The organism is Salipiger sp. PrR002 (assembly GCF_010500775.1).
Taxonomy (GTDB): domain Bacteria; phylum Pseudomonadota; class Alphaproteobacteria; order Rhodobacterales; family Rhodobacteraceae; genus Salipiger.
The window spans coordinates 1-18615 of sequence record NZ_JAAGOU010000038.1; the positions used below are offsets into that span (position 1 = coordinate 1).

Annotated in this window: 23 protein-coding genes; 6 read left to right on the top strand and 17 right to left on the bottom strand. The window is 65.5% G+C overall.

Annotation, left to right across the window (positions count from 1 at the left end; translation table 11 throughout):
- From G0A00_RS22880 to G0A00_RS22890, 3 genes are all read right to left on the bottom strand, one after another.
- Positions 1-561: ABC transporter ATP-binding protein (locus G0A00_RS22880; RefSeq protein ID WP_164184586.1), on the bottom strand; the 561-nt coding region annotated here is incomplete at its 3' end.
- A 4-nt stretch (positions 562-565) separates the two neighbouring features.
- Entirely contained in the window at positions 566-1489 is a 924-nt protein-coding gene (locus G0A00_RS22885) for a carbohydrate ABC transporter permease (protein WP_164184587.1), read from the bottom strand.
- Positions 1490-1491: 2 nt separating this feature from the next.
- Positions 1492-2373, bottom strand: coding sequence for a carbohydrate ABC transporter permease (locus G0A00_RS22890; protein WP_066109530.1), 882 nt, complete (start codon positions 2371-2373; stop codon positions 1492-1494).
- A gap of 212 nt (positions 2374-2585) precedes the next feature.
- Between G0A00_RS22890 and G0A00_RS22895 the strand changes: the two genes are divergently transcribed.
- On the top strand, positions 2586-3494 hold the full coding sequence (locus G0A00_RS22895) for an AraC family transcriptional regulator (protein WP_164184588.1): 909 nt from the start codon (positions 2586-2588) through the stop codon (positions 3492-3494).
- A gap of 191 nt (positions 3495-3685) precedes the next feature.
- On the opposite strand, the gene G0A00_RS22900 is transcribed toward G0A00_RS22895, so the two are convergent.
- Together G0A00_RS22900 and G0A00_RS26915 are read right to left on the bottom strand one after the other, a co-directional pair.
- Positions 3686-3994 carry a cupin domain-containing protein gene (locus tag G0A00_RS22900; protein WP_066110457.1) on the bottom strand — a complete coding sequence of 103 codons (309 nt, stop codon included), beginning with the start codon at positions 3992-3994 and terminating at the stop codon, positions 3686-3688.
- Between the two features lie 23 nt (positions 3995-4017).
- Positions 4018-4758 (bottom strand): FadR/GntR family transcriptional regulator, encoded by a 741-nt coding sequence (locus G0A00_RS26915; protein ID WP_368667739.1) that lies wholly within the window; start codon positions 4756-4758, stop codon positions 4018-4020.
- 336 nt (positions 4759-5094) lie between these two features.
- Here G0A00_RS26915 and kduI point away from each other — a divergent pair, with 336 nt between their 5' ends.
- From kduI to G0A00_RS22920, 3 genes are all read left to right on the top strand, one after another.
- Entirely contained in the window at positions 5095-5919 is an 825-nt protein-coding gene (gene kduI / locus G0A00_RS22910) for a 5-dehydro-4-deoxy-D-glucuronate isomerase (RefSeq protein ID WP_164184589.1), read from the top strand.
- A complete protein-coding gene (kduD, locus tag G0A00_RS22915; RefSeq protein WP_164184590.1) occupies positions 5919-6662 on the top strand; it encodes a 2-dehydro-3-deoxy-D-gluconate 5-dehydrogenase KduD in 744 nt (247 codons plus the stop codon). Before kduI ends, kduD begins: the two co-directional genes overlap by 1 nt.
- A gap of 189 nt (positions 6663-6851) precedes the next feature.
- Positions 6852-7505 carry an NAD(P)H-binding protein gene (locus G0A00_RS22920; RefSeq protein ID WP_164184591.1) on the top strand — a complete coding sequence of 218 codons (654 nt, stop codon included), beginning with the start codon at positions 6852-6854 and terminating at the stop codon, positions 7503-7505.
- Here the strand turns inward: G0A00_RS22920 and G0A00_RS22925 are convergent.
- From G0A00_RS22925 to G0A00_RS22955, 7 genes are all read right to left on the bottom strand, one after another.
- A complete protein-coding gene (locus tag G0A00_RS22925) occupies positions 7494-9464 on the bottom strand; it encodes a multiheme c-type cytochrome (RefSeq protein ID WP_164184592.1) in 1971 nt (656 codons plus the stop codon). The genes G0A00_RS22920 and G0A00_RS22925 overlap by 12 nt on opposite strands.
- Positions 9465-9591: 127 nt before the next feature.
- A complete protein-coding gene (locus tag G0A00_RS22930) occupies positions 9592-10215 on the bottom strand; it encodes an SH3 domain-containing protein (protein ID WP_164184593.1) in 624 nt (207 codons plus the stop codon).
- Positions 10212-11309 carry a L,D-transpeptidase gene (locus G0A00_RS22935; RefSeq protein WP_164184594.1) on the bottom strand — a complete coding sequence of 366 codons (1098 nt, stop codon included), beginning with the start codon at positions 11307-11309 and terminating at the stop codon, positions 10212-10214. The genes G0A00_RS22930 and G0A00_RS22935 overlap by 4 nt, the downstream gene beginning before the upstream one ends.
- Positions 11310-11322: 13 nt before the next feature.
- Complete coding sequence (locus G0A00_RS22940; protein WP_164184595.1) at positions 11323-11601, bottom strand: hypothetical protein; 279 nt, start codon at positions 11599-11601, stop codon at positions 11323-11325.
- 18 nt (positions 11602-11619) lie between these two features.
- Positions 11620-11931 carry a hypothetical protein gene (locus tag G0A00_RS22945; protein ID WP_164184596.1) on the bottom strand — a complete coding sequence of 104 codons (312 nt, stop codon included), beginning with the start codon at positions 11929-11931 and terminating at the stop codon, positions 11620-11622.
- A 58-nt stretch (positions 11932-11989) separates the two neighbouring features.
- Positions 11990-12340: a GlsB/YeaQ/YmgE family stress response membrane protein gene (locus G0A00_RS22950; RefSeq protein WP_235953285.1), complete on the bottom strand. Its 351-nt coding sequence runs from the start codon at positions 12338-12340 to the stop codon at positions 11990-11992.
- Positions 12337-12540 (bottom strand): hypothetical protein, encoded by a 204-nt coding sequence (locus G0A00_RS22955; RefSeq protein ID WP_164184597.1) that lies wholly within the window; start codon positions 12538-12540, stop codon positions 12337-12339. The genes G0A00_RS22950 and G0A00_RS22955 overlap by 4 nt, the downstream gene beginning before the upstream one ends.
- Before the next feature lie 279 nt (positions 12541-12819).
- On the opposite strand from G0A00_RS22955, the gene G0A00_RS22960 reads away from it, so the two are divergent.
- Positions 12820-14304 carry a DUF2252 domain-containing protein gene (locus G0A00_RS22960; RefSeq protein ID WP_164184598.1) on the top strand — a complete coding sequence of 495 codons (1485 nt, stop codon included), beginning with the start codon at positions 12820-12822 and terminating at the stop codon, positions 14302-14304.
- A 52-nt stretch (positions 14305-14356) separates the two neighbouring features.
- On the opposite strand, the gene G0A00_RS22965 is transcribed toward G0A00_RS22960, so the two are convergent.
- From G0A00_RS22965 to G0A00_RS22985, 5 genes are all read right to left on the bottom strand, one after another.
- Positions 14357-15538: a GAK system CofD-like protein gene (locus G0A00_RS22965; protein ID WP_164184599.1), complete on the bottom strand. Its 1182-nt coding sequence runs from the start codon at positions 15536-15538 to the stop codon at positions 14357-14359.
- Positions 15539-15773: 235 nt separating this feature from the next.
- Positions 15774-16208 carry a TIGR01244 family sulfur transferase gene (locus tag G0A00_RS22970; RefSeq protein WP_164184600.1) on the bottom strand — a complete coding sequence of 145 codons (435 nt, stop codon included), beginning with the start codon at positions 16206-16208 and terminating at the stop codon, positions 15774-15776.
- 10 nt (positions 16209-16218) lie between these two features.
- Positions 16219-16671: a YeeE/YedE family protein gene (locus G0A00_RS22975; RefSeq protein WP_164184601.1), complete on the bottom strand. Its 453-nt coding sequence runs from the start codon at positions 16669-16671 to the stop codon at positions 16219-16221.
- A gap of 1 nt (position 16672) precedes the next feature.
- The gene (locus G0A00_RS22980; protein WP_066109565.1) at positions 16673-17098 is read right to left on the bottom strand and encodes a YeeE/YedE family protein; all 426 of its coding nucleotides are present in this window, start codon (positions 17096-17098) and stop codon (positions 16673-16675) included.
- A 118-nt stretch (positions 17099-17216) separates the two neighbouring features.
- Positions 17217-18080 carry an MBL fold metallo-hydrolase gene (locus tag G0A00_RS22985; protein WP_164184621.1) on the bottom strand — a complete coding sequence of 288 codons (864 nt, stop codon included), beginning with the start codon at positions 18078-18080 and terminating at the stop codon, positions 17217-17219.
- A gap of 278 nt (positions 18081-18358) precedes the next feature.
- Here G0A00_RS22985 and G0A00_RS22990 point away from each other — a divergent pair, with 278 nt between their 5' ends.
- Positions 18359-18589 carry a hypothetical protein gene (locus G0A00_RS22990; protein WP_083191366.1) on the top strand — a complete coding sequence of 77 codons (231 nt, stop codon included), beginning with the start codon at positions 18359-18361 and terminating at the stop codon, positions 18587-18589.
- Positions 18590-18615: the final 26 nt, after the last annotated feature.

Here is an 18615-nt window from a genome sequence, read left to right on the forward strand (position 1 = left end):
AGACGTCACACGGCAAAAACGTCCCAAATCAATGGGGCGGAAACGGCGCATACGCAGCTTGGCGTCGAGGTTCGAGAGCGGCTCGTCGAAGAGGAACACCTCGGGCTTTTTGATCAGCGCCCGGCCAAGCGCCACGCGCTGCGCCTGACCGCCCGACAGCTGCTTTGGCAGCCGGTCGAGCAGCGGCTCGATTTCGAGGATGCGGGCGACCTCCTGCACGGCGGCCTCGCGCTCAGCCTTCGGGACATGCGCAAGGCGCAGGCCGAAGGCGAGGTTGGAGCGCACCTTCATATGCGGGTAAAGCGCGTAGTTCTGGAACACCATGGCGATGCGGCGCTTGCCGGGGGGCAGGGCGTTGACGATGCGGTCGCCGATGCGGATCTCGCCGCTGGTCACTTCCTCCAGCCCCGCGATCATCCGCAGCGTGGTGGATTTGGCGCAGCCCGAGGGGCCGACCAGCACCATGAACTCGCCTTCTTCCACGTCGAGGTCGATCCCATGCACCGCCTTGAAGGCTCCGCCATAGACCTTTTCGAGCTTGTTGAGTTGCAGACGTGCCATTGGATTATCCTTTCACCCCACCGGCAGAGATGCCTTCGATGAAGTATTTCTGAGCCATGAAGAACACGATGAGCGCGGGCGTGATGGTGAGCACGGACATCGCGAGGATGCGGTTCCATTCGAACGCTTCGGTCGTGTCGATCGAGAGTTTCAGCGCAAGGCTGACCGGGTATTTGTCGACCGAGCTGATGTAAATGAGCGGGCCGAGGAAGTCGTTCATCGTCCACATGAACTGGAACAGACACACCGAGATGAGGGCCGGGGCCAGCATCGGCACGACGATGAACACCAGGGTCTGCCAAGAGTTCGCGCCGTCGACCCGCGCCGCCTCTTCCATGTCGCCGGGGATGGCGCGCAGGAATTGCACCAGCATGAAGACGAAGAAGGCGTCACCGGCAAAAGCAGAGGGCACCCAGAGCGGCAGGAAGCTGTCGAGCCAGCCGAGATCGCGGAACAGCAGGTACTGCGGGATGCGGGTCACCACGTTGGGCAGCAGCAGGATCGCGATGACCGAGCCGAAGAGCAGCTTCTTGAGCGGGAAGTCAAAGCGGGCGAAGCCATAGGCCACCATCGTGCAGCTGATCGCCGTGCCGATCACCTTGGGCAGGATGATCAGGAAGGAATTCAGGAAGAACCGCCCGAAGGTGTAGGGGGTAGAGGTCTCCCAGCCCTTCACGTAGCCCTCGGTGGTGGGCTCTTGCGGGATGAAGCCGGGGTTGGCGAAGATCTCGGCGTTGGTCTTGAAGGACGCGCCAACGAGCCAGATCAGCGGGTAGAGCATCATTAGCCCCACCCCGAAGAGGATGATGTAGCGCAGCGCGGCCGAGATCTTGGCGTTGCGGACCTGCCGGGCGTTGGCGGCGCGGGCCTCTGCAAGGCCGTCGGCACCGGCAGAGAGGACATCGGAGGCGTGTGAAATATCGGTCATGTTCAGCTCCGCTTGTCGCCGGCGTAGTAGACCCACTTCTTCGAGGACCAGAAGGCCGCGAGGGTGAGCACCATGATGATCACGAAGAGCACCCAGGCGATGGCCGAGGCATAGCCCATGTCAAAGCGGCGGAAGGCCTCGTCGTAGATGTACATCGGCAAGAGGTATGTGGACTTCAGCGGGCCGCCTTGGGTGATGATGTAGGGGCCGTTGAACTCTTGGAACGCTTGGACCATCTGCATGATCAGGTTGAAGAAAATCACCGGGGTGATCAGCGGGATGGTGATGAAGATGAAGCAATGCGCCTTGCTGGCCCCGTCGATCTCGGCGGCCTCGTAGAGCGATTTGTCGATCGACTGCAGCGCGGCAAGGAAGATCACCATGGCCGAGCCGAACTGCCAGCAGCGCAGCAGGGTGATGGTGAACAGCGCGTTCTGCGGATCGCCGAACCAGTTCACCGCCTCGAAGCCGAGGCCGGTCAGCATCATGTTCACCAGCCCTTCGGAGGCGAAAATGTAGCGCCAGAGCACCGCGATGGCGATCGACCCGCCAAGGATCGAGGGCACGTAGAAGGCGGTGCGGAAGAAGTTGATGAACTTCAGCTTATAGTTGAGGATGTACGCGATGAAGAGCGCGAAGGCGAGCTTCAGCGGCACTGTGGTGAACACATAGATCAGCGTCACCGAGAGCGAGCGGCGGAACGTCCGGTCTTTGGTGAAGAGATCGATGTAATTCTCCAGTCCCGTCCATCTTGGCGCCGACATGAGGTTGTAGTCGGTGAAGCTGAGATAGAGCGATGCCCCGAAGGGGATCATCGTGAAGACCAGAAGTCCGATGATGTAGGGCGAAAGGTAGCCAAGCCCCAGAGCGCGCTTGCGCGTCATGAGCGGCCTCCTTTGCCGCGGCCCACCGAAACGGCAGCCGACTTCGGCGAAATAAGCATGTGTCCTCCCAAACTGCGCGGAAATCGCCGGTCCCGTAGCGTCAGCTGGCCCTCTCCTCAGGGCTGGCGGGTGACAGGCGGTCCTCCACAGTTGTATGATGAATTACTGGCAGAAGGCGAGGCCGGATTGAATTCACCAGGATGGCGAAAAAGATGGATGAAATCGGAGGTTCAATTCTCGACCGCGTGCCGCCGACGGCGCTGACCCTGACGCTCACCCGCTCGGCGATCCGCATGCAGCATTCGTCGCTGTGGCGGATCGAGAAGGAAAACCCGGTCGAGGATCTGGTGATCGCGCTGGAGGGGCGGGGGGATTACCTCATCGGCGGCGCGCGGGTCACGCTGGAGCCGGGGGAGGCGATGCTGCTGCGGCGGGGCGAGGGGTTCACCGGTTGGAACGAGGGAGAGGGGCTTTACACCGGGCTGGCGCAGCATTTCACCCTTGGCATCTACGGCGACACCGATCTTGTCGCGCAGATGGATCTGCGGCGGAAGGTAAGGCTGTCGCGCTGGGATGAGCTGGCGCCGCTTATTCGCAGTTACCGCGAAAGCGCGCCACCCAATTCGGTGACGCTGATGCAGCATCATCTCTTCATGGTGTTCCTGATCGCCTTCATCGACGACGCCTTCCTTGGCTGGCGCCACGGTGGGGCGGTGCCGCTGGACGGGGCGGCGGCGATTGATCTGGCGGTGATGAAGGCGGCGGCGCAGATCTCGACCGCGCCGCTCGATCCCGAGGTGGCGGCGCAGGCGGTGAAGGACGCGCCCTACAATGCCGATTATTTCCACCGCGCCTTTCGCGACCGCCTGGGCCGCACGCCGCGCCAGTATCAGGAGTACTGCCGGATGGAGCGGGCGATGTCGCTGCTCGAGCGCGGCATGAGCCCCTCGCAGGTGGCGGGCGAGATCGGCTACGGCGATCCCTATTACTTCAGCCGGGCGTTCAAGCGGCAGATGGGCATCAGCCCGCGCGGCCACCAGCAGCGGGTGAAGCGCGCGCAGGACGGGCAGGTGATGGGCATGGATGAGGCCGATCAGGCGCGGGCGCTGGAGGAGGGGTAGGGTTGGCCCGGCGTCAAGGCCGAAGGCCGCCGGGCGAGCGCCTGCCCGTCCCTGCGGGCTGGCGCTTTGTCATCCTCGCGCATCCTTCGCATGTCGTCCGGATTTGGCCAGGATAAACCGCATCTGCCCAAGGGTGCAGCGCCACCCCACGGGCAGGCGCTCACTCGGGTCACGGCGCAGCGTTGTCGAGGTTAAAGAAAATCGTCCCGGCGCGGGGTGAAGCAGTCGATCAGCCGCCCGGCCTCATGGCATTCGCAGCCGTGCTTGGCGCCCGAGGGGATGACGAAACTGTCGCCCGGCTTCACCTCAAAGCTTTCGTCGCCGAGAAAGAAGGTGAAGCGCCCGCTCTCGCAATAGGTGGATTGCACGTGCGGATGGTGATGCAGCGCGCCCTGCGCGCCTTTCTCGAAGCGAAAGGAGACGACCATCAGTTCGGGGCTGTCGGCCAGCACTTGCCGGGCGACGCCGGTATCGGGGAAAACGACGGGAAATGTGCTCATATTGAGGTCCTTGGGTGCGGGACTCACTGCCCGGTCTTGCGCAGCAGGTTGCGATAGCGCGACTGCGCGCCCTTGAGGTGGAGCCGCATGGCAAGCCGCGCCGCATCCTCGTTGCCGTCGAGAATGGCGCTCACGATGGCCTCATGCTCGGCGTCGATCGCCTTGAGATAGGTGGCGGTTGCGGCGTCGCTGCTGTCGCTGAGCGCATGGCGCGGGATCACGCTGGCCCCGATCATCGACAGAAAATCGCGAAACCGCGGATTGTTGGTCGCATCGGCGATGGCAAGATGCAGTTCGAAATCCGCCAGCGAGGTGGGCTCTCCGGCGGCGGCCTTGGCGCGCAAGGCCGAGAGCGCCTGCAGAATCTGCTCATCCTGCGCGGGCGAGCGGCGCAGGGCGGCAAGCCCGGCGGCTTCGACCTCGACCGCGGTGCGCAGCTCGAGCATCTCGATCATCGAAGAGATGCGCACGAAGTCGATGTTCTGGAACGGTAATTCCATCTCGGGCCGCGCGTCCAGCACGAAGACCCCGGCGCCCTGACGCGGCTCGACCAGCCCGTCGTAGCGCAGCGAGGCGACGGCCTCGCGCACCACGGTGCGGCTGACGTCGAACTCCTCGGTCAGTTTCGCCTCGCTCGGCAGGCGGCTGCCGGGGGCGTATTGGCCGGACTCGATCTGCGCGCGCAGTTGGTCGCGCACCTGTTCCACGAGCGTCTTGCCGCTGCCGCGCGAGGGGCGGGCCGTTTTGACTTTCTGCTCGGTCACGTCGTTGTCTTTCCGGTTGCCTTTGAGGTTCTACATATATGACAGGTTTCTGTGGGCCTGTCCACGGCGGGGCGCCACAGATGGCAAGGGCGCTGCGTCTGTTTTGGTGTCTGCTGCCGCGCCTGCCGCAATATGTGCTGTATCTGGGCCAATTTGGCGCATCAAGGCGTGTGGGCTTCGCCCGTAAGCGTGCAGTGAATGAGCGGAGATCAGATGTATCCGTCATCTTGTATGATAACATCTTGAAGGCGAGGCGCAGACGTGCTTCCTTGCGCGCGAGGGGCGCCAGCGGGCCACGCAGCCTGCCGCGCCGGGAGTCCTTTTGGGAGAAAGCCAATGCTGACCGTCGAAACCCGCCACGCCGTCCACCCGACGCAAGCCCGCGACATGTGGACCGAGGAGCTGCGCGAGCATTTCCTTGCGCAGGGCATGTTCCGGGAGGGCGAGATCCGTCTCGTCTACACCCACTACGACCGCTTCGTCATGGGTGGTGCGGTGCCCGGCAGCGGCACGCTGACGCTGGACGTGGTGGAGGAAACCAAGACGCCGAACTTCCTCGATCGCCGCGAGATGGGCATCGTCAACATCGGCGAGGCGGGCACCGTCGAGGCGGGCGGGCAGACCTACGAGATGGGCCGCGGCGATGTGCTGTATCTGGGCATGGGCACGGGCGCGGTCAGCTTTTCGGGGGCTGGGCGGTTCTACATCACCTCCTGCCCGGCGCATAAGACCTATCCCTCCAAGCTGATCACCCTCGCCGATTGCGTCGAGGTGACCATGGGCGCGCCCGAAACTTCGAACAAGCGCACCATCAAGCAATTCATCCATCCGCAGGTGATGGAAAGCTGCCAGTTGATCCTTGGCTATACCTCGCTGGAGGAGGGCTCGGTCTGGAACACCATTCCCAGCCACATCCACGACCGCCGCATGGAGGCCTATCTTTACTGGGACATGGACGAGGAAAGCCGCGTGCTGCACCTCATGGGCGAGCCCGATGAGACGCGCCACCTGTTCATCGCCAACGAGGAAGGCGTGGTGAGCCCAAGCTGGTCGATCCATTCGGGCGCGGGCATCGGCAAATATACCTTCATCTGGGCCATGGCGGGCGACAACGTCGATTACACCGACATGGACTTCATCCAGCCCAAGGACCTGCGCTGATGGCCGGGTTGTTTTCGCTGGAGGGCAAGCGCGCGCTGGTGACCGGCGCCAACACCGGCATCGGGCAGGCCATCGCGGTGGCGCTGGCCGGGCAGGGGGCGTCGGTGACCTGCGTCGGACGGCGGGCCTGCGACGAAACCGTCGCGCTCATCGAGGCGGCGGGCGGCTCAGCGGAGTCGCTGCTGCTCGACTTCGCCGACCCGATGGCGGCGCGGGATGTGTTCACGGATGCGGGCTATTCGTTGCTGGTCAACAACGCCGGGATCATCCGCCGCGCCGACAGCACCGACTATTCCGAAGACGACTGGGACGCGGTGGTCGACACCAATATGAAGGCGCTGTTCTTCACCTGTCAGGCTTTCGGGCGCGAGCTTATCGCCAAGGGGGAAGAGGGCGCGGTGGTCAACATCGCCTCACTGCTGTCGTTTCAGGGTGGCATCCGGGTGCCTGCCTATACCGCGTCGAAACACGGTGTGGCCGGGATCACCAAGATCCTCGCCAACGAATGGGCGCCGCATGGGATCACCGTCAACGCCATCGCGCCGGGCTATATTGCGACGAACAACACCGCCGCGCTGCGCGCCGATCCGGAGCGGTCCGAGGCGATCCTCGCGCGCATCCCCGCCGGGCGCTGGGGCGATCCCGAGGACATCGGCGGCACCGCGGCCTATCTGTGCTCGCGCGCGGCGCGCTATGTGACCGGCGCGGTGCTGAACGTGGATGGCGGCTGGCTGGCGCGCTGAACCTGTGCTGCGCCTGCGGCAGCGGCGGGACCGCCTCCGGCGGGCGTATTTTTAAAGAGAAGAAGCGGGGGCGGCCTGGGTGCGATCCGGGCGCAATCCGGGGGCGATCCGGGGGCGGGTCGCCCCTTCGCTCTTGCGAAATCCGTTTTGGGGACCAGTTTTGAGGGACGAAACGGAAAGGTCCCTCTCATGTCCCGCATTCTTCTCATTGGCGCCACCGGCGGCGTCGGCCATCGGCTTCTTCCGCGGCTCATCGCGGCAGGGCATGAGGTCACCGCGCTGCACCGCAAGCCCGAGCAGGCAGCGGAGCTTCGCGCCGCGGGCGCCACGCCGCTGCAGGGCGATCTGATGGCGATGGGCGCGGCAGAGATGACGGCGGCGGCCAAGGGGCATCATGTCATCGTCTTCTCCGCCGGGGCTGCGGGCAGCGGGCTCGAGCGAACCGCTGAGATCGACGGGCAGGGGCCGCTGAAGATGATCGCCGCGGCGAAGGCGATAGGCATCGCCCGGGTCTACCTCGTCTCCGCCATGCCCGAGGCGGGGCGCGGCAAGGATCCGAACCCGAACTTCGAATTTTACATGAAGACCAAGAAGGAGGCGGATGCCGCGCTTGTGGCCAGCGATCTCGACTGGGTGATCCTGCGTCCGGGCACGCTGCTGCACGAAGAGGAGGGCGGCGGCGTGCGGCTGTCGCCCGCGATCCCCTATGGCTCGGTCAAGCGCGGCACGGTGGCGGCGGTGCTGGCGCGGCTGATCGACACGCCGCAGATCCGGCGCGAGATCTTTGAGCTGACCGATGGCGAGACGCCCTTGGCGGAGGCGGTGGCGGCGCTAGTCCGCTGAGGGCGGCGGCAGCAGATCCATCTGCTGGCCGGTCAGCTCGGCGTTCATCATCTGCAGGGTCATATTGTCCGGAACCTGCTCCAGCGCTTCGCCAAGCAGGGCACGTCCCTGCGCTTCGTCGCCCGTGGCGAAGGCGATGCGTATCTGCATGATCCAGGCATCGCTGAGCTGCGGGTCGAGGCGCGTCGCCTCGGCAAAGGCGTTGGCGGCGGCGGGCATATTGCGCATCACCAGCGCCATGCCGCCCATTTGCAGGTGGGTTTCCGGGAAATCGAGACGGCTGGCCATGGAGGCCTGCCATTCGGCAAAGGCGCTGCGCAGCGCCCGTTCGTAATGCCCCGGCATATGGGCGATTTGCGCATCCAGCATCGATTGCGCGGCGGCCATGCGGACCGAGCGCGACGGGTCCGAGAGCGATTGCATGATGCGCGGCGCGCGTTCCATGGCGGGGGCCACGCGCTGCAGCCGCACCGCGGCGCTGCGCACCAGCGGATCGGGGTCCTGCAGCAGTGACTCCAGCGCCGCCACCTCGGAGGGATCGCCCGCCTGTTCCAGCAGATAGAGCGCCGTCGCCCGCACGATGCCAGCCATATCGGTGTCCTGCGACAGGCTGCGCAATTCGGGCGCGGCACGGGCGGGATCGCGGCGGCCATGGGCGAGGATCTGGCCGTAGTGCGGGCCGCGGTGGGTGCTTTCTGGGAACCACTCTTCGAGCTTGGCCGCCGCCCATTCGGGGCTTTGGTCTTCGTGGCAGGTGGTGCAGGCGTCGGGCGCATCGGTCTCGGTGCTGAGGTCCGGGCGCGGGATGCGGAAGGAGTGATCCGCCCGCCAGTCGTTGCCCATATAGACGCGCTCGGTCATGTGGCAGGTCTTGCACTGCGCGCCTGCCGAGCCTTCGGGATGATGCGTGTGCTCGGGCCCGTCGAAGACCTTGAGCGGCAGCGAGGGGAACTCGGGGTTGCCCGCCGGGCTGTGGCATTGGGTGCAGACGGCGTTGCCCTCGGCGATCAGCTCGGCCTCATGCGGCAGGTGGCAATTCGAGCAGCTGACCCCTTCGGCGTACATCTTCGATTGCAGGAACGAGCCGTAGACATAGACCTCGTCGAGGATCTGCCCGTCCGCCTCATAGGCACCCTCGCGCAGCAGCGAGAGGTTGTAGCTGTCGTGATAGGGCGTGCCGGGCAGCGGGTTGCCTTCGGTAAAGGGCTCGCGGCGGGAATGGCAGCTGGCGCATTGCTCGATCATCTGCGCGGGCTGCGACATGTCGACGGTGAAGCCATAGGCCGGGGGCGGCGCTTTTTGGGTGGTCTCATAGGTCTCGGCCCAGGTGACATGCGCCGAGCCGGGGCCGTGGCAGGCCTCGCAGCCGACGCCGATCTCGAGCTGCGTCGAGGCGAAGCTGCGGCTCTGCGGATCATAGCCCGCCTCGAAGCCGGTGGCGTGGCAGGCGGCGCAGCGGCTGTTCCACGTCTTGTAGGGGCCGGTCCAATGCAGCCCATCGTCGGGCGCGTAGTTCTGTTCGGGGTAGAGATGGAACCAGCCGCCTTTCTCGGTGTCCCAGACGACATCGAAGCTTTGCAGGCGGCCGGGCTCTGTCTCGAGGATATATTGCTGCAGCGGCTCCACGCCGATCACCGAATGCACGTCATATTCGGTGGTCACCCCATCGCGTTCTGTGACGCTGACATGGGGGGTGCCATCGGCCGTGAGGCTGAAGCGCGCCTGCATGTCGCCAAGGGTAAACTCGGTGCCGTCGAAATTGGCGCTGATGTTGTCCGTCGTCGGCGCTGTCCACGCCAGCGCGTGGTGCGAGCCGTCCCATGCCGCGCCTGCCGCCTCGTGGCAGGTGATGCAGCGTTCGGATCCAAGATACTCCTGCGCTGCGGCGGCACCGGCCAGAAGAGTGAGCAGGCACAGGGTCAGCGAGCGGAGAAGGACGGCGCGAAGCAGGGGCATCATGGGCGATCCCGAAGTGAAAAATATATGACGGAAAACGACTTGGGCGGCGCAAAGCGTTTGATGTGATCCTTTCGGAGCGCGGTGGGGCCGTCAACCCTTGCGTGCGCGTATGACGAGATGAACGGGATCAGTCGAAGGCGAGGAGAAGCTGCCAGTCGCCGCCCGCGCCGCTGCGGTCGGCAAGGCGGATCAGCAGATCGCCGCCTTCGGGCATCACCAGCGTGACGGGCGTTCCCGCGTCGCCGCGCGCCAGCAGGGTCGCCGGGCGGACGAAGGCCGCGAGGGCGATATTGCCGGGTGCGTCGAGCGTCAGGGTGACGGCCTCATCGGCGGGCGCACTGGTGACGAGATCGAGGATGCCGCCCGCGGCCAATGTGCCATAAATCAGTCCGGGGCGCAGATCGAGGTCGCGCAGTTCCGTCGCGGGCACCGCCGGGCTGCTGAGGGCGGCGGGATCGGCCCCGGCAAATGGCGCGAGATAGTCTGCCGCAACCCAGCCCGCGCGCGCCCCGTCGAGGCTCTGGATCTGGCACCAAGGCTCAGGCGCCTCAACGCAGCCGAGATTGCGCAAGAGCGCGCCGGGGTCCAACTCGGCGATCACCGAAGCCTCGGTCGAGGGGCCGCCGCGCATCCGCAGGCTGCTCTGGCTGGTGACATAGACGAGGGCGCTCTGCGGCGTCGATTGCGCCTGCGCCATCTCGGTGAGCAGCAGCAGGACCATCAGCGCGCGCAAAAGGAGGGCGGGGGTCATGGCCGCGGCGCCTCCTGCGGTTGCGGCGAGCGGAGCAGGCCGCTTTGCATGATCACGAAGCCGCGCTCGGAGCGGCGGTCGGGGCTGGCGGCGATATCCGAGATCACCAACGTCAGGCCCGGATGGGCGAAGGTCAGCAGCCGCTCGCGGGTGGCGGAGTTGAGGATCAGCCGGTCGAGGATGCTGGTCTCGGGCTGCAGCGGGCGCTCTGGGTCGGGCTGATGGGTGACGCCGAGCCAGCGCAACTTGCCCGCCTCGGCGGCGCTCAGCACCAGTACGTGCTCGCCGAGGGGGCGGTCGTCGTCGAGCAGAAAGCTTTCGGTCAGTACCTCGCGCCCGTCGCGCAGCAGGGTGATGCGCCGGTCGGGCGAGGTGACGAGCGCGGTGGTGATCGGATAGGGCTCGGCCTCGTCCCATTCATCGGGCCAGTCGGAGGGCCGCTGCCGCACATCAAGCTCGCGCACCGCGCCATCAAGCTCGGCCTGACTGAGCCGCGCCAGCACGAACCCCGGATGAATGAGCTCCCACGGGTCGCTGCTGTGGCCCGAGACGATCACCGGCGTGCCGAGATGGGTGATGCCGAAGAGCAGCTTGGAAAACGCGTAGGGCAGACGCACGCAGCCGTGCGACGCAGGATAGCCCGGCAGGTTGCCCGCGTGCAGCGCGATCCCGTCCCAGGTGAGGCGCTGCATATTGGGCATGGGGGCGTTGTTGTAGATCGACGAATGGTGGTCGACGTCCTTTTGCAGGATGGTGAACACGCCGGTGGGCGTCTCATGGCCCTCCATCCCGGTGGTGCAGGTCGAGACCGCGATGCGCACGCCGTTGCGGTAGACATGCACCCTCTGCTCGGGAAGCGAAATGATCACGGCGACCGCCCCTTGCGGCGCGCGTTCTGGATGCCATGTGAACTCGCCGGGCATCATGCGCGCGATCTCCAGCGGCAGTTGCTGGGCGCGAGCGGCGGGGCTGACCGAGAGCGCGGCAAGGCAGAGCAGCCCGCGCCGGGTCAGCAGCGGCGGCGTGCGTTTGTCGGTGCGGGCGGGGCCGTTGATCCCGCGCTGTGGCACGGGGCGGAGGGGGCGAGAAGGCATGCGGGGCAAACAGCTATTTCCGGGCTTGGGAGGGGCGGGGCAGAAGTGCGCGCAAGGCGATCAGCAGGGCGATGTTGAGCAGCGGCGCCAGTGCCGCGAGCCAAGGCCAACTGGGCTGCGGGAAGACGTCGATCATGCGGTTCCACGGCAGGCCGAGCGGGATCAGAAAGACACCGGACAGCGGGTCTCTCTCGACGCCCATCAGCCCGAACTGACCGAGCAGAAACAGGGCGAGCGCCGCTGCATAGGCCAGCAGCATCCCCCAGATCAGCCCGGTCAGCACAGCGCGCATGGCAGGCGTCCGATCGCCCTACATCGCGCCTTCGTCGGTGGTCGACATGATCTCGCTGGTGCTGCCGTCGGAGCGCGCGAGGCACGACCATTTTGCGCGGTCCGGGCCGACGCCGATCTGCACGAGGATTCCGTCGGCGGTCAGGGAGTTGCCCATCAGCGTGACGTCGGTGGTTCCGGCCATCTCGGCCACGTCGCGCAGGCAGGCCGCCTCGGCATCGGTGGCCGGGCGGGTGTTCGGCTCGGAGGGTTCCGATCCACCGCAGGCGGCAAGTGCGGCAAGCGCAGCGAGGCCGAACATGGCACGGGCGGGCGTCGCGAAAATGGTCATGGGTCTCTCCCTTTGGTCTGAAAACGGTCTTCTGAGGGTAACTGGCCGCTGCGTGGCCTCAGGTCGCGCCGCGCAGCAGGCGGACGATGAGGATCAGGATGATCGCACCGATGACACCGGCGATGATCGTCGGGATCAAACCAGCGCCGAAGGAAATCCCCAGCAGCGGGAAGATGAACCCGGCCAGCAAGGCGCCGCCGATGCCGAGAATGATGTTCATCCCCAGCCCGGAGCTGCCGCCCTTCATGATGATGCTGGCGATCCAGCCGATCACCGCGCCGATGATCAGCGTGATGATCAGCCCGACCAGCGCATTGCCGCCTTCGGCCATGGCCTCGCCGGTGGTTTCCTGCGCCAGCGCGGGTGCGGCCAAGAGCAGGGCGGCGGCGATACTTGGGAAATGTCTCATGAGTAGGTCTCCTCGGTGGTGGCGCGCGAAGGCGCCGAGGATGGGTCGCGCGGATGCGCGAAGGAAAAGCCGCTGGCTGTGGTCAGGACATCGCGGCGCAGGGTTTCGGCTGCCCGGAGGCCGTTGAAACGCGGCGTCATGCGATGGATCCCCATATCGGTCACCTGCGGCGGATCGGCACGCCAACTGTCCAGAGCCATCCGTGGATGCGCGGGCGAGCCTGCCTGCGTGTGCCGCGAAGGGCCGCGTTGGCGCGCGTTCAAAACACTTGATTCGAAAAACAATTCAGCTCGGATAACGGGAGCAGCGTAGCCGAAACTCGCGGAAGTTTATCATACATTCGATATGCATCTTTAGCGCCTGCGTGGAGACGCAGCCTCGGCTCTGACCTGTCGCGACACGCTTTGGGGGGAACCTCTGCGTCGCTGCGTCGGTTGGGAAGGCAACCCAGATATGGCCAGATATTCGAAAGGACCGAGATGAGCACCGCGCAGAAAAGCAAACGCCCCCAGTCCAAGACCACGCAGTCCAAGAGCCGCAAATCGCAGCCGCGCGGCGAGACCGGCAACACCAAGATGGCAGACGCAGGCGCCAATGCGCCGGTCACCACGATGCAGCGCCGCACGCAGGACTATGCGGCGCTGGCGCGGCGTGTGGACGATGAGGCGGTGGTTTTCCGTCCGCGCGACCTTTCCGGTCAGGCGCGGCGTCTGCATGTGCGCAGCACGATCATCGAGGATCACGCCGTGCGCATCGACCAGAAAGCGGCGGGCGCCGAGGAGAAGTTCAACGTGCTGGCGGACAGCTTCTTCTCGTTTTTCCGGGGCACCTCGCTGCTGTTCCACCGCGACATGGCGGGGGATGATGCGCGGATGCCGACCGTGCTGTGCCTCGGCGACGTGCATCCCGACAATTTCGGGGTCATGCCGAATGCCGACAATGTGCCGATCTTCGGTGTGAACGATTTTGACGATGTGATCTATGCGCCCTTCGTGTGGGACCTCAAACGTGGCGCCGTGGGCTTTCTGATCGCGGCGGAAGAGGAGGGCGATCTGGGGCGCAAGAAGCAGCGCAAGATCGCCAAGAAATTCCTCGAGGGCTATCGAGAGGGCATGGAGTTCTTTGCCGAGCACAACACCGAGCAGCAGAGCGAGATGCGCGAGGACAATTGCCCGGACATCATCCGCCCGCTGTTCAAGAAGGTGCGCCGTTCGCGCGAGGACTGGCTGAAGGGGCGTTATCTCGAAGAGACCGGCCTCGGTTTTCGCGCCAATGACGAGCTGACCCCGGTGTCGAGCCGCCGCGACGAGTTCCAGAAGCTGGTCGACAAGCTGGCCAAGCAAAACGGCATCGAGCCGGGCGGTCGGCACGGTCCGCTGAAGGTGAAGGACGTGGCGATGCGTCACGGACAGGGCACGGCATCGCTGGGTCTGCCGCGGTTCTACGTTCTGCTCGAGGGGCCGTCGGAGAATGCCACCGACGACATCATCATCGAGTTCAAGAAGGCCCGCCGCTCGGCGCTAGAGGGGCTGGTTCCGGCGCATGACTTCAACGCCGGGGATCAGGGTGACCGCATCGCCCACGGTCAATCGGTGCATCTGGCGCAGGGCGACGTCTTCTACGGCAACGTCGAGATTGAGGGCGAAAGTTTTATGTCGCGCGAGCGCGCGCCGTTCCGCAATGACGCCGATCTCGACGATTTCTCGAAGAAGGAATGGAAGCGCTACGCTCATGCCTGCGGCTACGTGCTGGCGCAGGCGCATGCGCGCTCGGACGATCTGGGGCAACTCGACTATGACATCGAACCGGCAATCCTGCAGGCGATGGAGCCGGGGGAGCTGTTCATCGACGACATGCTTTGCTTTGCCGAAGAGGCGGTCGAGCGTCTGCGCCGGGACCACGAGATGTTCTGCCGCGATCTAGAGCTTGGTGCCTTCGAGGTGACTGAGAAGCGCTACCGCTGATCTGGCAGAGCGGTTGTGGGGGGCGGCTGCGCCTCCCGCGCAATCCGCGCTGTCAGACCATCGAGACCAGCGCCGCGCAGACTTTGCTGCGGTCGTAGCGGTCGGGCTCGTCGCCGCGCAGCGGCAGGCGGTGGCACGGAATGCCGTGCCTTTGGCTGACCTCGGCGCAGGCGCTCGGGTCTTCGGCGCTGTCACACAGCACATGGGTCATCAGCCGCGTCGCGGGCGTGTCCATCCCGGCATCAGCGCGCAGCGGCGCTAGGATCGCGGCCACGCGGTCGGCGAGGCTCAGCCCCAGCGCTTCCGGGTCATGTCCAAGACTGGGGACATAGACCTTGGGCACCTCGCTCGCCGCTATGGTCCGCCCCACGCCCGCGGGCAGCAGGTTGGCGATCACCGAAGAAAACAGGCTGCCGGGCGGATAGCAGATGAGATCGGCGCGGCGGATGAGCTTGCGGTTGCGTTTGGGCAGCGGCACCGAATCGGCGGGCACCTCGCAGCCATGCTCGCTCAGAAACAGGCGCGCAATCGGCGTGTCGATGGGCGGGGCTTCCTTGCCGCTGATCTCGCGTTGGCCAAAAATCTTGCGCCCGTCCGCCAGTTCGACTCCAAGGTGCAGGTTGCAATCGACGACCCCGCGCACCGTGCCGCGCACATCCACCATCTTCGACATCAGGAACAGCACCGGCTCGAGAAGCCGCCCATGGCCGAGGTAGCCGCCCGCAAGGATGAGGTTGCCGATGCTGGCGTTGCGATAGTCGAAATCTGTCGGCGCGGCGGCGTGGAAGGCGTTCAGGAAATCTTGGATCAGCAACCCCATCGGCGTGGAGATGGCTTTCAACAGAGGATGCTTGCCCGCGACCAGCGCCGCCACCTCCTGCCGCAACGCCTCGGCGTCGCCGTTCTTGGGCAGGCGGTGGCTGAACAGGCGGAAAATGTCGGGCTGGCCCAGATCGCTCTCGTCGGCCAGCGCCATCAGGCGGCTGCGCAGGTCGCCGACGGCGGGCATGTCGAAGGCCTCGCGCAGCACCTGACTGCTGCCGCCGCTGTCGAACGGGGTGATGAGATGCGCCGAGTTGTAGGTGTAGCTTTTCAGCGCGCGCGAGATCTGGTTGAGCGCGCTGCCCCCGCTGAAGAACAGCAGCCGCGGCCCGAGGTGCGGCGCGCTGAGCGAGCGGGCGACGCGCAAATCGTCCGGCAGCTTGGCGCTGCGCTGTATGCCGACCCTCGTCATCGGTGGTTCGTGCTGCTCGTGCCGTTCATGGGGTGCCCTCGCTGCCTGTGGCGTTGTCTGCCGGTCTTGTTTTGCCGCAGCCTAACCTGCGGGCGGCGCAGGAGGGAATAGCCGATCCCACGGGCGCGGCCGCGCCGCGGAAGCGCGCTCAGACAAAGATCGCTTAGGCAAATGCAAACATGCGCCGCCCGAGAGGGGCAGCGCATGTCGTGCGTTCGAGGGTGGGGCTGGCGGCTTAGGCGCCGCCGCGCTCGGCGATGGCGGCCAGCGTGGGGCGCAGCCCGTCCAGCGAATAGCCCGCCTTGGCGGTCGCCAGCAGGATGTCATCCGCCGGCTGTTTGCCAGCCTGACCCATGGCCCAGACGGTGGCGCAGCGGGTGCCCGAGCGGCAGTAGGCGAAGACCGGGCCGTCTGCGTTCTCGATCAGCTCGGCCTGCTGGGTGATCAGATCCAGCGTCAGCCCGTCATGGGTGACGGGAAGCACGGCGAACTCCATGCCGGCTGCCGTTACCGCCGCGCCGATGGTCTCGGCCTGCAGTTCGGGCGGCACCTCGGCGTCGGGGCGGTTGCAGATGACCAGTTTGAACCCTGCTTCTGCGAGGGCGGGGACATCCTCCACCGCGATCTGCGGCGAGACGGTGTAGCGGGGGGTGATGCGGTTCAGATCCATGGCCTTGGGATTATTCCGCCGCCACCGGCTTGTCGAGTCTCCTGCGCAGCAACGGCGCCGCGACCATGCCGGTGAGCATCGCTGCCACGAAAATATACAGACCCGTGCCGCCATAGCTCAGCGAGGCGATGGACGGACCCGGGCACAGGCCCGCAAGGCCCCAGCCCACACCGAACAGCAGCGAGCCGATGACCAGCTTGCGGTCGATCTGCGTGCTCGGCTTGGGCGGCAGCGGTGTGCCGAGCGCCGAGATCGTGCGCTTGCGGGCAAAGAGCCATGCCAGCGCCATGGGGATCATCGCGCCGCCCATCACGAAGGCCAGCGTCGGGTCCCATGCGCCGAAGACGTCGAGCCAGCCCTGCACCTTCGCGGTGTCGGTCATGCCCGAGATGAAAAGACCTGCGCCGAAGAGGCCCCCGGCGACGAGAGCAAAGAAAAGGCGGGCTGCAGAGGAATTGCCCATGTCAGATCACTCCAAGGATGTGGCGGAACAGGACCACGCCGACGCCGCCGGCGAGAATGTAGCAGCAGGTGGCGACGAAGCCGCGCACCGAGAGCCGCGACATGCCGCAGACCCCGTGGCCGGAGGTGCAGCCATTGGCCAGCCGCGTGCCGACGCCGACCAGTAGGCCTGCGGCGACCAGCACCGGGATGTTGTCGGTGATATGGGTGTCGACCGTGCCATAGAGCGGCAGCAGCAGGATCGGCAGCAGAATGACGCCGACGATGAAGCTCAGCTTTTCCCATTTCGTCGAACCGGCAGATCCGTCCACCAGCCCGCCGATGATCCCCGAGGCTCCCATGATGCGGCCGTTGACGAGCAGATAGACCGCCCCGCCGGTGCCGATCAGCAGGCCGCCGATGAGGCCCCAAATCCAATCTGGTTGCATTCGCGCGTTTCCTTGTCGTTCGGCCGCCTTGGTGCGGCCCTGCACTGCACAATGTGTCGTGCCTCCGCAGGTCTGCGGAGGCACGCGCCCCGTCCGTGAGCGGAAATGAGGCGTCCGGTCAGAGTTTGTTGACCGGGACTTTCAGAAAGACGTCGCCCTTTTCGTCTGCGGGCGGCATTTGCCCGGCGCGCATGTTCACCTGCAGCGACGGGATGATCAGTTTCGGCATCGCCAGCGTGGCGTCGCGCGCATCGCGCATCTGCACGAACTCCTCGGCCGATTTGCCAGCACCCACGTGGATGTTCAGCGCCTTCTGCTCGCCCACGGTGGTCTCCCACGCGTATTCGTCGCGGCCCGGTGCCTTATAGTCATGGCCCACGAAGATGCGGGTGTCGTCGGGCAGCGCTAGAATCTTCTGGATCGAGGCGAAGAGCGTCTCGGACGAGCCGCCGGGGAAGTCACAGCGGGCGGTGCCGAAGTCGGGCATGAACAGCGTGTCGCCGACGAAAGCGGCATCGCCGATCACATAGGTCAGGCAGGCCGGGGTATGGCCCGGCGTGTGCAGCACGTCTCCGCGCAGCTGGCCGATGTGAAAGCTGTCGCCCTCTTCAAAGAGCCGGTCGAACTGCGAGCCGTCGCGCTGGAACTCGGTGCCTTCGTTGAAGACTTTGCCGAAGGTGTCCTGCACCACGGTGATGCGCTCGCCGATGCCGATTTTGCCGCCAAGCTCGCGCTGGATATAGGGCGCGGCGGAAAGGTGGTCGGCGTGGACATGGCTTTCGAACAGCCATTCGACCTTATAACCCTTCTCCTTCACGAAGGCGATGATCGCATCGGCGGAACGGGTGTCGGTGCGGCCGGAGGCGTAATCGAAGTCCAGCACGCTGTCGACGACCGCGCAGGCGGTGCCCGACGGGTCGCGCACGACATAAGAGATGGTGTTGGTGGCCTCGTCGAAAAAGGCGGAAACTTCAGGTGACATCATGGTCTGATCCTCCGATTTGAAACTCATATAGATAAACCTGAATGTGTATTCAAGGATTCGTTGCGATTGACCCATATCATGGTGAAGCTCACGCTTAAGGTGCATGATTCACGCACAGGCTCGGCTGTCGGACTGCCGTGGGACCATTGGCATCTGGCGGCTCTTAGGCACGCATTGCCGACGCCCGCTCTGGGCGGCCTGCCGTGATTATCGTGACGCGCAGCCGGGGTGGGACCAAGGCTGGGACCAGGGCTGGGACATGGAGGAGAAGGCACATGACCGAGACACATCGCATGGACGACAGATTGAAGCGGCGGATCGACGCGATTGACGTCGCATTGGGCGAGGTTTCCGGGGCCGAACACGCGGCGCTGGTGGCCGAGCTTCAGCGGCTCGCCGAAGAGTTGCATGCGCGTGGCCAGCACATGCCAGCGCATCTGCGCGAGCTTCTGCGCAGCGAGGAAGACGCCGAAATCGAGGCGCGTTTCGACAATATGCCGATCTGACGGGCGGCCCCCGCCGCCCCGCGCTA